Raw genomic sequence first — 13,558 nt, forward strand, 5'->3', positions numbered from 1 at the left:
GTATAACAGACTCTCAGTTCTTTGACGGAGTTGTTTCCATGTCCAACTACATTCTTGCGATCGATCAGGGTACTACATCTTCGCGCGCCATTGTCTTTCGCCAAGATTTGACGATAGCGGCCGTGTCCCAACGAGAATTTACCCAGCATTTCCCACAATCGGGTTGGGTGGAACATGACGCCAACGAAATTTGGGCCAGCGTTCTATCGACCTGTCGCGACGCCATAGCCAAAGCTGGCCTTAGCGCTGGGGAAATTGCCTCCATCGGCATCACCAATCAGCGCGAGACCGTGGTGGTTTGGGACAAAGACAGCGGTCAGCCGCTCCACAACGCCATTGTCTGGCAGGATCGGCGAACAGCGGATGACTGTAAAAAGTTGGTGGGGCAAGGGCATGAGCCCCTGATTGGCGCACGCACAGGATTGCTCTTGGACCCCTATTTTAGTGGGTCCAAGCTGAAATGGATATTGGATCATGTGGATGGCGCGCGCGCGTCGGCCCAAGCTGGAAACGTTCTGTTCGGCACGATTGATACGTGGCTGGTGTGGAAGCTGACCGGTGGCGCGGTACATGCCACAGATGCGACCAATGCATCCAGGACCATGCTATACAACATTCACACCAATCAATGGGATGGCGAATTGTTGGACCTGTTTGACATCCCCGCCGTTATGTTGCCCGACGTTCTCGACAGTGCTGACGATTTTGGCGCAACGACTTCTGAGCTGTTTGACGGTGCGATTAAGATCTTAGGCGTTGCGGGGGATCAGCAGGCGGCTAGCGTGGGGCAAGCGTGTTTTGCCCCGGGCATGATCAAATCGACTTACGGCACCGGTTGCTTTGCGATGTTGAATACGGGCAACAGCCCCGTAACGTCCAACAACCGGTTGCTCACAACCATTGCCTACCGTTTGAACGGGGAAACGACCTATGCCCTGGAAGGCTCGATTTTCATGGCAGGGGCGACGGTTCAGTGGCTGCGCGATGGTTTGAAAATTATCGAGTCTGCTCCCCAAACCCAAAGCCTTGCCCAAGACGCCGACGACACGCAGGACGTCTATTTGGTTCCTGCGTTTGTCGGTTTCGGCGCGCCGCATTGGGATGCCCATGCACGCGGCGCAATCTATGGCCTGACACGCAATACCGGGCCAGCCGAACTGGCCCGCGCGGCGCTGGAAAGTGTTGGCTACCAGACCCGTGATCTGCTCGAAGCGATGCAGGGTGATTGGGAAGGGTTGTCCAATGCCGAAACCGTGCTTCGGGTCGATGGCGGGATGACGGCTTCGGACTGGGCCATGTCGTTCTTGTCCTCCATCTTAAGCGTGCCGGTGGACAGGCCACAAACCTTGGAAACGACGGCTTTAGGCGTGGCGTATTTAGCGGGATGGAAAGCGGGAATATGCCCGGACCCGGAAGGCTTTGCCCAGACCTGGGCTTTAGAGCGGCGCTTTGAACCGGACATGGACAGTGACGTCCGCGAGGCAAAATACAAGGGCTGGCAGGATGCCGTGCGCCGCACACTCTCCAGCTAAATGGTTTGAGATGGGCCGGTTAGGCAGGGACGCGATTGAGCTTGTCTGGCTTGAGGCTAAATAATTACACATCTTTTGCTGGGTTAGGTTATGATTCCACAGAGGATGTGGCGGCAAATTGGGTTGACGACTAAAATGGCTATTAACGCCTTGAAATTAAGACGAATAGTCCCGATTTTACCGGACTTTTTGACATCTTCAAACCGTATAGGGCGCAAGCTGATCCTCATGATCATTGCGCTCAGCTCTGCCATTACCTTTGTGATCACCGCTGTTCAGCTTTTGGAAGATTATCAAGACGAGCGCGCAAACCTGGATGAACTGCTCACCCAGGTCTCGGTTTCGGTCCCGTCGTTGTCGGCCAGCGTTTGGACCTTCGACAATCGCCAGGTTGAACTGTCCTTAACCGCCTTTGCCAATCTGAAGAACATTGAATTTGTTGAAGTTGTCACGGTTGACGAAAGCCACAGATGGTCTGCCGGCGAACTTGTGTCCAAACGCATCGTCGAAGAAAACTATCCTCTGGTCTTTGTCCAGCAAGGTGAAAAAGAGCACCTTGGCACCTTGCGCGTGGTTGCAAGCATTGATGAGATCTACGACCAACTCGTATCCAAGGCGCTGAGCATTCTGTTGAGTAACGGCGTGAAGACGTTCTTGGTCGCGTTGTTCATGTATTTCCTGTTTTACAAATATGTCACCAGTCGTATCGAAACATTGGCTCAGGATGTCCGGGAGTTAGAACAAAACTTAGCTTTGGACGTGAAACTCCAGAACAACCTAGGTGGCGGAACGGCTGACAAGGAGCCGGATGAAATCGAAGCCGTCAGTACCGTATTTCGCGAGCTTTCGCATAAGCTTGAGATGACGATGGAGGCTCTGAAATCCAGCAACTTTGAGCTTCAGGGCGCTTATGAAGAAGTTCGCATCATCAATGAAGAGTTGGAGCGCCGCGTTGAAGAACGCACGGAGCACCTGCAAAACGAAATCACTCAACGCAAAGCCGCAGAAATTTCCTTGGTGGACAGTCAAAGCCGTTTTCGGGACATTGCCCAGTCGGCTTCTGATTGGTTTTGGGAAACGGATCAAACTCACAGTTTTACCTACTTGTCTGACCGGTGTTATGAAGCGACGGGGCTTACCTCAGACGACTTGCTCGGCAAAACCCGCTTTGCTTTGGTTGAACGCAATTTAGGCATAGATGACCGCGACAAGTGGGAAGCTTTTCAAACTGTGTTGCATAACCACGAAACCATCAAAGATTTCCAGTATCAGCTGTTCTTTCCCGATAAAGACCCCATGACCGTTCAACTGGAAGGCCAGCCGTTTTGGGGTGAAGACGGTGAGTTTTTAGGCTATCGCGGGGCCGCACGCGACATAACCCATTACGTGCTTCACGCCGCCGAATTGGAACGTGCCAAGCATGATGCGGAACGCGCGAACAGTGCAAAGTCCGAGTTTATTTCTTCCATGAGCCACGAGCTGCGCACGCCCATGAACGGCATCTTGGGTTTTGCGCAATTGTTGGAAATGCACCCTGACTTGGAGCTGGGCGAACAGCAACGCGAATATGTCTCGCAAATCCGTGTGGCCGGGGAACACTTGCTTGAGCTGATCAACGACATCTTGGATCTCTCGAAGATTGAGGCCGGCAAGGTTCATCTCAAGATCGAGCCGGTAGAACCCATCGCGGTGATTGAAACCTGCCTGGAAGTTTTGCAGCCCATGGCCCAAAAGCACCAGATTCACGTTGAGTTTGACCGATATGGGTATGAAGAGCGCTTTCGTGTCCTTGCAGACCGCACACGGCTCAACCAAGTTTTGATGAACTTGTGCTCCAACGCCATCAAGTACAATCGCGAAGACGGGCGGGTGAGTATCTTGTTGCAAAACACACCGCAACAGATGTTGCGGGTCTCTGTCTCCGACACGGGCATTGGCATTGCGCCGGAATATTTCGACAAACTATTTGTCCCGTTCAACCGCTTGGATGCTGAATCTTCCGGTATTGAGGGGACGGGGGTTGGGTTGTCCATCACCTTGAAACTGATCGAAATGATGGATGGTAAAATTTCCTTCGACAGTCAACTGGGGGAAGGCACGACGTTTGTGTTCGAACTGCCGCTAGCACCTTAAGCTGCACGTAACACGTGCTTTGCCAGACTTCTAAATAAGGGTATGATGAAAGCCAATGACAACAGGCCTAAAGGCTTGGGATAGGGCTTGGCTTCGTGTCTACGATGTGGGGGGATTCTCACTTACGTGGAAGGATATCCTCATGTCAGCTTATGGAAGACGAAACGTGCATAATATTTCTCCATCACAACGGATACTTTCTTTGACATTGGCCTCAGCCGTCTGGCTGGCCTCGGCCTTTGTTTTGCTTGCCCCCGCGCAAGCGGCGGAGCCGTTGGAATACGCCTATCCCGATATTTCCGTGTGGACCACTGAGCGTGACGCAACGGGCACACTCAAAAACCCGCTGGTGAAGTTGGCTGATCCCTTGTTTGAAAAAGCCGGGATTGAATGGAAGCCTCAAGCCTATCCGGCGAAACGGATGTTTACCCGGTTGCGCGAAGGTCAATCGAAGTTTTCCATGTTGGTCAACGCAAAGAAAATATTGGCAGGGTGTTGTCTGCTGAGCAAAAACCGTGTGGCGGTTGTCGAAATCCGCATGTACCGGCGCAAGGGGGCTCCGCCCGTTCTGACCAAGGACGATTTGAAGGGCAAAAACGTCATCACCATCCGTGGCTACAGTTATGCGGGTTGGCGTAACTTCATCAACGAGCCGGCCAACAATATTACCAACAATGTGGCAGGCGATCACTTCGCAGCTTTCGCCATGTTGGCGGCGGAGCGCGCGGATTATGTCTTGGATTATGCCGGGCCTGCTGAAGAAGTCCTGACGAAACGTCCCATTGACGATGTCACATTCGATAGTGTCTCGCAAACGGATGTGTTCTTGATTTTGCACAAGGACTACCCCAATGCAGAGCAAGTCATGAGGAAACTGGAAGAGATTTCCAAGACCCTGGATGTCAACGAGTTTGTCGTTCCGCCTGGGTCGAAGTGAACGTCATTTGTAACGCTTCCATATTTCTTGGATGACGTCTTTGTGAAACATGGATTTATGGACTCAAAACCGACGTTTGAAATCTTTTTGGTCTCCGTGCCCGGGTTGGAAAGCCTATTGTGTGCTGAAGCCGTGGAGAAGGGGTTTAAAAAGCCCAAAATCCAGTCCGGCGGCGTGACCGTGCGCGGCGGTTGGGTGGACGTGTGGCGCGCCAACTTGGAAATGCGTGGCGCCTCTAAGGTTTTGGCGCGCATTGGCTCTTTTCCGGCTTCCCATTTGGCCCAGCTCGATAAACAGTCACGCCGGTTTGCATGGGGAGACGTTTTTCGTTCTGACGTTCCCATTCGCATTGAGGCGTTTTGCAAAAAGTCACGCATCTACCACAGCGGGGCCGCACAAGAACGCCTGAGCAAAGCAATAGCCCAAGAATTTGGGGCACCTGTTCAAGATGATGCGGATCTGGTTCTTAAAGCACGCATATTTAAAAACCAATGCACCCTAAGCATCGACACCTCTGGGGAGGGCTTGCATAAGCGGGGACATAAACAGGCCGTGAATATAGCACCAATGCGCGAAACCATGGCGGCTATGGTTTTGCGGTTTTGTGGTTATAAAGGGAAAGAGCCGGTGGTTGATCCCATGTGCGGCTCTGGAACGTTTGTTATTGAAGCGGCTGAGATTGCCCGGCGTCTCAATCCGGGGCGCTCGCGTTCTTTTGCATTTGAAAACTTGGCAACATTTGACGGTGACCAGTGGGAAGAACTCCGGGCCCGCCAAAACCTTGCGGACACGGACATCCGGTTTTATGGCAGCGATAAAGACCCCGGCGCGGTGCGCATGTCATTGGAAAATGCGAAGCGTGCAGGGGTTGAAGATCACACAATCTTTGCTGAACAAGATCTATCCGATTTGTCCGCTCCAAACGGGCCACGTGGGTTGCTGATTGCCAATCCGCCCTACGGCACACGCATTGGTGAAAACGGAAAGGTCGCCAAAATCTACAAAACATTGGGCAAGACGGTGAAGCAAAACTTTGCGGGGTGGCGTTTCGGTTTGGTTACGAATTCCGATGCGTTGGCGAAAGCAACGGGGGTGCGTTTTGACAAAATCAGCGATCCGATTTCCCACGGCGGTATCAAAGTCAAAGTGTACGCTACGGACTGATTCTCAGTGGCGGTGGTCGCTCGCAAACTGTGAAAAATCCCGGTCGCGCGTGCGGAAGTGCTCGGTGAACCATATGCTCATCTTGCGCCCGAGTGCGCCTGAAATTTCCGACGATGTTGAATACGACACTTCATCCATGACGGTCTGGATGGAGTCGAGCAACGTTTCATGATCTTTGCGGTGGGCTGAAAAACCGGGATAGGCATGTTCCCGCATCACGCGTTCTTCAATGGTGAAGTGTGATTCAACTTGTGCATAGATTTCCCCCAACAGGGTTTCGAGCATGTCGGGCGATGTGCCCAGCTCAATCTCTTCGCCAAGCTTATTGATGACATCGATGAGGTGTTCGTGTTCGTGATCAATCGAAGGCACCCCGACCTTCATCGTATCGCTCCACAGTATCAACGACATAGTTAATCCCTCCCATAGCTGAGTGCGGATTATGCAATATGATAGTCGATATTCGTTCTTTTCGCAGTAAAGAACCGCAATTATGACGAAAACATTTCGGCTCACTTTCATAAGGTGCTATCGTTTTTAGAGGGGATGAAGCTTGTGCGAGCTTATTTGAGGAAATTGTGAAAAAAGACACTCGATTTTTGTCAGGCCTGAGCACGATGTGGGCGACGATGATGAACAAAGTGGTGCCTGCACAACGTCAAGAACTAGAGCTCAACAACGCCCTGTTCTTGGGCATATTTAGCGATGTGCCGGATGCAATGATGGTTTCGGACAAGGCGCGCAAAGTTGTGATGGTCAATCCGGCCTTCATGCAGATGTTCGGCTACACCCAAGACGAAGCCTTCGGCACTTCCGTGCTGGACTTTTATGTCGCGCCTGAAGATTTCTGTCAGCCAAGCCAGGTCCACATTGAAGGCGAATCCAACTTTATCCGTGACCCCTATGAAATTTCTTTTAAGCGCAAAGACGGCACCACATTTTTAGGCGAAACCTTCGGCACACCGATTGAGGATGCACAAGGTAACCTGACCGCCAATGTGGTGATTGTGCGCGATATTTCTGAGCGCCGCAAAGTTGAAAAGGCCATGTGGGCTTCGGAAAAACGTTTGCGCACCATTATGGACGCCATTCCGTCGATGATCTTCGTCAAAAATGCCGAAAGTCGTTTTTTAGCAGCCAACAAAGCCGTGGCGGACAATCTCGGTCTACCGCTCAATCAAGTTGTGGGCGAGCGCCATGGCGACCTCTATCCATACCCAAAAGATATGCAGCGCATGGCGGAAGACGACCGCAAGGTCATTGAAAATGGTGGCAAGCTCCATGTTGCGCAACAGCCTTATCATGACAAGGATGGCAATTTGGGCTGGTTGCAATCGGTCAAGGTCGCGTGCGACAGCGATGCGTTCGGTGAACCGGCGTTGGTCGGCAATGCTGTCGACATCACCAAGCTCAAGGAAATCGAGGACGACCTTCGGCGCACCAAAACCGAAGCCGAAGATGCGAACAAAGCCAAGTCCGAGTTTCTATCGGCCATGAGTCACGAATTACGCACGCCCTTGAACGCGATCTTGGGCTTTGCGCAAATGTTGCAATACGACCCCAAATCCAAGTTAAGCGAAGCCCAAGATGAAAACGTCAATCATATCTTGGATAGTGCGGAACACTTGCTGGGGTTGGTCAACGAGATCTTGGATTTGGAGCGCATCGAAGCCGATCAGTTTGTCTTGTCAGTGGGTGAGGTAGACCCCACGCATGTGATTTGTGACTGCATCAAGCTGATTGAGCCTCAGGCGCAAAAACGTAACATTAGACTCGCCAATAAGGTTGCCGGGCAAAGCTATACGCCGATGCGTACCGATGCCGTGCGATTGCGCCAAGTGTTGATGAACTTGCTGTCCAATGCCGTGAAGTACAACAAACCGGGAGGCAGCGTGATTGTCGAGGGGCAAGAAAACGAACACGGTTTTTTACGCATCTCCATCACTGACAGCGGTGTTGGTATTCCAGAAAAAGATAAGAAAGAAATTTTTCAAGCCTTTCACCGTGCTGGGGCTGATCCATTTTTGGCGCGTGAAGGAACGGGGATTGGCCTGACCGTTGCTCAGCTGTTGGCTGAACGCATGGCCGGGCAAATCGGTCTTCATTCAACCGAAGGCGAAGGCAGCACGTTTTGGGTCGAAATCCCCCTGACCAATAACAAAGAAACGTTGCTGTGGACCGACAATATGCGTGTCGGTGTGGAGGCGGTGGATAAAGACCATCAAGTGTTGGTATCCCTTCTCAACAAAACGTCACAGCGCAATGTCGAAGCGGACGCCTTGGAAGAGGTGATGGATAGCCTGATCGATTACACCCAGTATCACTTCCGTCGCGAAGAGCTCATCATGGAGATTTGCAACTACCCTGACCGTGAAGCCCACATGAAAATTCATGAACGCTTGTGCGCCCAGGTCATGGAGTTGGCAGATGCTTGGCGCCGCGAACGAAGTCTTGAAACCTTGACCACGTTGCGGGCATTTTTGCGCAATTGGTTGTCCGATCACATCATGAACGTGGATACAACATTGACGCCGCACACCAAGGGCAAAGGCAAGGCAATCCGCGCCGCGTTGGAGGAACTGAAGCAGAGTGCCTAAGCCTCAAGAGCTTCTCGAGCGCATGTTCCAAGCCGCAGTGAAGGCTGCGCAGCCGTCTCAGTGCGTCCCTGCCCATGTCCCCCAGAGCCCCAAAGGACGCACCGTTGTCGTTGGTGCAGGTAAAGCCTCAGCCGCCATGGCGCACGCGTTGGAACAAGCCTGGGACGGCCCGCTTTCCGGGTTGGTTGTGACGCGCACCGGGTATGGGATCCCGACCCAACGGATTGAGGTTGTCGAAGCTTCTCACCCTGTGCCGGATCAGGCGGGCGTGGAAGCGTCTGGGCGCATTCTCGACTTGGTTTCCAATCTGACGTCCGACGACTTGGTTATCTGTTTGATCTCTGGCGGGGGGTCGGCCTTGATGAGCTTGCCGGCGCCTGGCATCACGTTGGCCGACAAACAAGACGTGACCGATGCTTTGCTGCGCTGTGGGGCGACAATTTCGGAAATCAATACGATTAGAAAGCACCTCTCTGCCATCAAGGGCGGGCAGTTGGCTGCGGCTTGCCATCCGGCGAAAGTGGTGGCCTTGGTGATTTCCGATGTGGCGGGCGATGACTTGTCTGTGATTGCCTCCGGTGCAACTGTGGCTGACCCGACGACATACGCAGACGCCGAAGCCATTTTTGCCAAATATGCCATTGAAATTCCGCCCCGCGTTCGCCAACTTTTGGATATGCGACCAAACGAAACACCCAAGCCGGGGGACCCCCGCCTCGACAACACGGAAAATGTCCTGATCGCCACCCCGCAAATGGCGCTGGACGCGGCAGCGCGGGTGGCCAAAGAAGCAGGCTATGCGCCATTTGTCGTGAGCGATCGCCTGGAAGGTGAAACTTCGGATGTCGCGAGCGATCATGCGGACTTGGTGCGCCAAATTCGGGCGGGTGAGCATAATATCAAGCCGCCAGCTGTGGTTTTGTCGGGCGGGGAGACGACAGTCACCCTGGGCGAAGACAGCGGGCACGGCGGGCCCAATGCAGAGTTTGTGTTGGCGTTGGGCTTGGCGTTGGACGGTGTGGACGGTGTTTATGCCCTGGCGTGTGATACGGACGGCATTGACGGGTCTGAAGACAATGCAGGCGCGTGTTTGACCCCCGACACACTGGATAGGGCACGCACTTTGGGGCTGGATGCACGGGCGCATTTGGACCATCATGACGCCTATTCGTTTTTCCAAACTTTAGGTGATTTGGTCATGACCGGGCCGACCGAAACCAACGTCAACGATTTTCGCGCAATCATCATCGAGGACGCTTCCGCATGAAGATGCCCACACCCAACGCGGACACGCTGAAACGCCGTGGTGAAATCATCGAACGTCTGCGCGCCATCGTTCCGGGTGAAGGCGTGATTGTCGATGAAAACGAACTAAAAGCGTATGAGTGCGATGGCCTGATGGCTTACCGCCAATTGCCGATGATTGTGGTGTTGCCGGAAACGACCGAACAGGTGTCTGCCGTCTTAAAAACGTGTCATGACATGGACGTCAAAATTGTCCCGCGCGGGGCGGGGACAGGACTGTCTGGTGGGGCATTGCCCTTGGCCGATGCTGTGACGCTGGGGCTGGGCAAGTTCAAAAAGATCATCGACATCGACTATGACAACCGCTGCGTCGTGGTTCAGCCGGGTGTCACCAACCGTGCCATCACCGAGGCTGTAGAAGACGCAGGCTATTATTATGCCCCGGACCCATCGTCGAAAATCGCGTGTACCATCGGCGGCAACGTTGCCGAAAATGCAGGCGGCATGCATTGCTTGAAGTATGGACTGACCACCAACAACGTCTTGGGCGTCGAAATGGTGCTGATGAGCGGCGAGGTCGTGCGTTTGGGTGGCAAACACATGGACGCGGGCGGCTTGGACTTGCTGGGCGCCGTGACGGGGTCCGAAGGTCTGCTGGGCGTGATCACCGAAGTGACTGTGCGGATCTTGAAACAGCCTGAAGTCGCACGCGGTGTCTTGGTGGGCTTTCCCTCGGTCGAAGCTGGGGGCGAATGCGTGGCCAAGATCATCGGGTCCGGCATCATACCGGGGGCTATGGAGATGATGGACAAGATGATCATCGGCGCCATGCAGGACTTTGTCGATTCCGGCTATCCGTTGGACGTGGAGAGCCTTTTGGTGTTGGAACTGGACGGGCCCGAAGCCGAAGTCCAGTACCTGACCGACCGTGTGAAGGACATTGCCGCGAGCGTCGGTTCCACCTATTTGCGGGTCAGCGAAAGTGACGAAGAACGCCAACAGATGTGGAAGGGGCGTATGTCGGCGTTCCCGTCCGTCGGCCGCATTTCACCGGATTACATGACCATGGACGGCACCATTCCGCGCCATCGTTTGGCCGACGTTTTGACGCGCATGAACGAACTGTCCCAGCAACACGGTCTGCGCGTCGCCAATGTGTTCCATGCGGGTGACGGGAACTTGCATCCACTGATTTTGTTCGACGCCAACAAACCGGGCGAACTGGACAAGGCAGAAGCCTTCGGTCACGACATCTTGCGCCTGTGTGTCGCCGTTGGCGGTGTGTTGACAGGCGAACACGGTGTCGGTGTTGAAAAACGCGATTTGATGGGGGAGATGTTTACCGAGGACGATCTCAAACAACAGCAACGCCTGAAATGCGCGTTTGACGGCTCTGGCTTGCTCAACCCGGGCAAGGTCTATCCGACGCTGCACCGCTGTGTGGAGCTGGGCCGCTTGCATGTCACGGATGGCAACATCCCATTTCCTGACATTCCCCGGTTTTGAGGTTCTCATGACAGATATTCTCAAACCGGATAACGTTGCCCAGATTTTAGGTCTGATCAAATGGGCGGTGGCGGAAAAGTCACCGCTGCAGGTGTGCGGGCACGACACCAAGTCGGGACTGGGCGCACCAAGCGCGTGTGAGCATATCCTCGACCTTTCGGACTTGAGCGGGATTGAGCTCTATCAACCGTCCGAACTGGTCATGACCGCCAAGGCGGGAACGCCTGTTGCAGAGGTTCAAGCCGCATTGGACGAAGCCGGGCAGATGATGGCGTTTGAACCGTGGCAGCCGGGGGCTCTCTATGGGACTGAAGGCGGCACGGTCGGTGGCTTGTTCGCGTCCGCAGTCTGTGGTCCGCGAAGGCCTTTGGCGGGCAGTGCGCGCGATCACTTGCTGGGCTTTGAAGCCATCAGTGGACGGGGCGAGGTGTTTAAGTCCGGCGGGCGCGTGGTTAAAAACGTGACGGGTTTTGATCTATCGAAATTGATGGCGGGGTCCATGGGCACGCTTTCGGTGATGACCCAGGTGACGTTCAAGGTGCTGCCCAAACCAGAAAAAACGCGCACGGTTTTGGTGTTCGACCCAACCGATGCCCAGCGTGCCATGCTGGATGCACAGAACTCGCCCTATGAAGTGTCCGGCGTTGCGCACTTGCCCACAGATATCGCGGCGAAGTCGGCAGTGTCTTATATCAAAGACAAAGGGGCTGGCATCGTTGCCGTGCGTGTCGAAGGCCCTGCACCCTCTGTAGAAGTCCGCTGTCAGTCCTTGCGCGATGTGTTGGGCGCGTATGGTGAGGTGGAAGAACTGCATACCCACAATTCCGCAACCTTGTGGCGCGAAGTGCGCGACGTTGAGTTTTTCAAAGGTGACGCGGATTTATGGCGCTTATCCGTCCCGCCCGCCGAGGGTGTTAAAATTGCAAGCCAGTTGGGCGGCACCTACTTCTTGGATTGGGCGGGCGGCTTAATCTGGTTGCAAGCCTCGGGCGAAGATGCTCAGCGTATACGAGCCGCTATGGCGTCGGGCCACGCAACGTTGATGCGGGGATCCAAAGACATGCGACGCTCAATGCCTGTGTTTCAGTCCCAGTCCGACGGATTGGCCGCTCTCATGAACCGCGTGCGCGCTGGGTTTGATCCGCACACCATTCTCAATCCCGGCCGGATGGGAGGGGGCTGATGGAAACACATTTTTCAGACAAGCAGCTCCACCAAACGCCCATCAAGATCGCCAACGACATCTTGCGCAAGTGTGTGCACTGCGGTTTTTGCACGGCCACCTGCCCGACCTATGTGGTGTTGGGCGACGAATTGGACAGTCCGCGGGGACGCATTTATCAGATCAGGGACATGTTGGAATCGGGCAAACCTGCCGAAGACAACACGGTCAAACACGTGGATCGGTGTTTGAGCTGTCTGTCGTGTATGACCACCTGTCCGTCGGGTGTGGACTACATGCATTTGGTCGACCATGCACGCAATTATATCGAAGAGACCTATACACGGCCTTTTCCAGAACGGGCCTTGCGGTGGGTTTTGTCGACCGTGTTGCCCAATCCAAAACTGTTTCGCTTGTCGATGTTGGGCGCGCGCCTGGTCAAACCGTTTAAGGGATTACTGCCGGGACGTTTGAAGGTCATGGTGGCGAAAGCCCCCACAAGCTTGCCCAAGGCCGAACCCATCGGCACACACGTGCCCCAAGGCCAAACCCGCATGAAGGTCGCGTTCTTGCCCGGCTGTGCGCAACAGACACTTGCGCCGCGCATTAACGCCGCCGCCGCACGGCTGTTGGTGCGGTTGGGCTGTGAAGTGACGGAGCCCGCAGACATTCAGTGCTGCAGCGCGCTCACCCACCACATGGGCAAGGAAGCCGCAGCCATCGCCACCGCCAAGCACAACATCGACGTGTGGGAGCACACAGGTGCCGACGTCATCGCCATCACCGCGTCCGGCTGTTCGTCGGTGGTTAAGGACTACGGCCATATGTTGCAAGACGAGCCGGCGTGGGCCGAACGCGCCCAGGCCATTGCCGCCAAGACCCGTGACATCAATGAATTGGTGGCCGAGCTGGGTCTGGACGGTGTGAAAGACTTTGCCAAGCCTGCTGTGGCCTACCATGCCCCGTGTTCTTTGCAGCACGGTCAAAAAAATGTCGAAGGGCCTGTGGACCTCTTGCAAGCGGCGGGCTTTGCGGTCTCAACGCCGAAAGATGCACACTTGTGCTGTGGGTCGGCGGGGATCTACAACATCATGCAGCCTGACTTAGGCGCGGAACTTGGCCGGCGTAAGGGCGCAAGCCTTGAGGTTTTAAATGCTAAAGTAATCGCCACGGCCAACATCGGCTGCTTGATCCAGATTGGTGAGTACGCCAGAACACCTGTTGTTCACGCGGTGGAACTGCTAGACTGGGCCACCGGCGGTCCTTCGCCGCTCTAACGTAT

General features: G+C 54.5%; 10 protein-coding genes. 9 read left to right on the forward strand and 1 reads right to left on the reverse strand.

The window, feature by feature from the left end; genetic code table 11:
* Nucleotides 1–38 precede the first annotated feature (38 nt).
* From glpK to V5T82_RS13825, 4 genes are all read left to right on the forward strand, one after another.
* Complete coding sequence (gene glpK, locus V5T82_RS13810; protein ID WP_332896241.1) at nt 39–1,532, forward strand: glycerol kinase GlpK; 1,494 nt, start codon at nt 39–41, stop codon at nt 1,530–1,532.
* A 228-nt stretch (nt 1,533–1,760) separates the two neighbouring features.
* Nucleotides 1,761–3,665: an ATP-binding protein gene (locus V5T82_RS13815; RefSeq protein ID WP_332896242.1), complete on the forward strand. Its 1,905-nt coding sequence runs from the start codon at nt 1,761–1,763 to the stop codon at nt 3,663–3,665.
* Nucleotides 3,666–3,867: 202 nt separating this feature from the next.
* Entirely contained in the window at nt 3,868–4,602 is a 735-nt protein-coding gene (locus V5T82_RS13820) for a transporter substrate-binding domain-containing protein (RefSeq protein WP_332896243.1), read from the forward strand.
* A gap of 57 nt (nt 4,603–4,659) precedes the next feature.
* Nucleotides 4,660–5,766 (forward strand): THUMP domain-containing class I SAM-dependent RNA methyltransferase, encoded by a 1,107-nt coding sequence (locus V5T82_RS13825; RefSeq protein WP_332896244.1) that lies wholly within the window; start codon nt 4,660–4,662, stop codon nt 5,764–5,766.
* 3 nt (nt 5,767–5,769) lie between these two features.
* On the opposite strand, the gene V5T82_RS13830 is transcribed toward V5T82_RS13825, so the two are convergent.
* Nucleotides 5,770–6,177 carry a bacteriohemerythrin gene (locus tag V5T82_RS13830; protein ID WP_332896245.1) on the reverse strand — a complete coding sequence of 136 codons (408 nt, stop codon included), beginning with the start codon at nt 6,175–6,177 and terminating at the stop codon, nt 5,770–5,772.
* Between the two features lie 167 nt (nt 6,178–6,344).
* Between V5T82_RS13830 and V5T82_RS13835 the strand changes: the two genes are divergently transcribed.
* Genes V5T82_RS13835 through glcF form a run of 5 tightly spaced genes read left to right on the forward strand, consistent with a single transcriptional unit; the run spans nt 6,345 to nt 13,553 of the window.
* Entirely contained in the window at nt 6,345–8,363 is a 2,019-nt protein-coding gene (locus V5T82_RS13835) for a bacteriohemerythrin (protein ID WP_332896246.1), read from the forward strand.
* Complete coding sequence (locus V5T82_RS13840) at nt 8,356–9,630, forward strand: glycerate kinase type-2 family protein (protein WP_332896247.1); 1,275 nt, start codon at nt 8,356–8,358, stop codon at nt 9,628–9,630. The genes V5T82_RS13835 and V5T82_RS13840 overlap by 8 nt, the downstream gene beginning before the upstream one ends.
* Entirely contained in the window at nt 9,627–11,114 is a 1,488-nt protein-coding gene (locus V5T82_RS13845) for an FAD-linked oxidase C-terminal domain-containing protein (protein WP_332896248.1), read from the forward strand. Before V5T82_RS13840 ends, V5T82_RS13845 begins: the two co-directional genes overlap by 4 nt.
* A gap of 7 nt (nt 11,115–11,121) precedes the next feature.
* Nucleotides 11,122–12,297, forward strand: coding sequence for a glycolate oxidase subunit GlcE (gene glcE, locus V5T82_RS13850; protein ID WP_332896249.1), 1,176 nt, complete (start codon nt 11,122–11,124; stop codon nt 12,295–12,297).
* On the forward strand, nt 12,297–13,553 hold the full coding sequence (gene glcF / locus V5T82_RS13855; RefSeq protein ID WP_332896250.1) for a glycolate oxidase subunit GlcF: 1,257 nt from the start codon (nt 12,297–12,299) through the stop codon (nt 13,551–13,553). Before glcE ends, glcF begins: the two co-directional genes overlap by 1 nt.
* The last annotated feature ends 5 nt before the right edge of the window (nt 13,554–13,558 follow it).

Source organism: Magnetovibrio sp. PR-2 (genome assembly GCF_036689815.1).
Taxonomy (GTDB): Bacteria; Pseudomonadota; Alphaproteobacteria; order Rhodospirillales; family Magnetovibrionaceae; genus Magnetovibrio.

Excerpts from the sequence above, each read along its gene's own strand:
- glpK (WP_332896241.1), top strand. The coding sequence starts at position 39 with ATGTCCAACTACATTCTTGCGATCGATCAGGGTACTACATCTTCGCGC.
- V5T82_RS13815 (WP_332896242.1), top strand. The coding sequence starts at position 1,761 with ATGATCATTGCGCTCAGCTCTGCCATTACCTTTGTGATCACCGCTGTT.
- V5T82_RS13825 (WP_332896244.1), top strand. The coding sequence starts at position 4,660 with ATGGACTCAAAACCGACGTTTGAAATCTTTTTGGTCTCCGTGCCCGGG.
- V5T82_RS13830 (WP_332896245.1), bottom strand. The coding sequence starts at position 6,177 with ATGTCGTTGATACTGTGGAGCGATACGATGAAGGTCGGGGTGCCTTCG.
- V5T82_RS13845 (WP_332896248.1), top strand. The coding sequence starts at position 9,627 with ATGAAGATGCCCACACCCAACGCGGACACGCTGAAACGCCGTGGTGAA.
- glcE (WP_332896249.1), top strand. The coding sequence starts at position 11,122 with ATGACAGATATTCTCAAACCGGATAACGTTGCCCAGATTTTAGGTCTG.
- glcF (WP_332896250.1), top strand. The coding sequence starts at position 12,297 with ATGGAAACACATTTTTCAGACAAGCAGCTCCACCAAACGCCCATCAAG.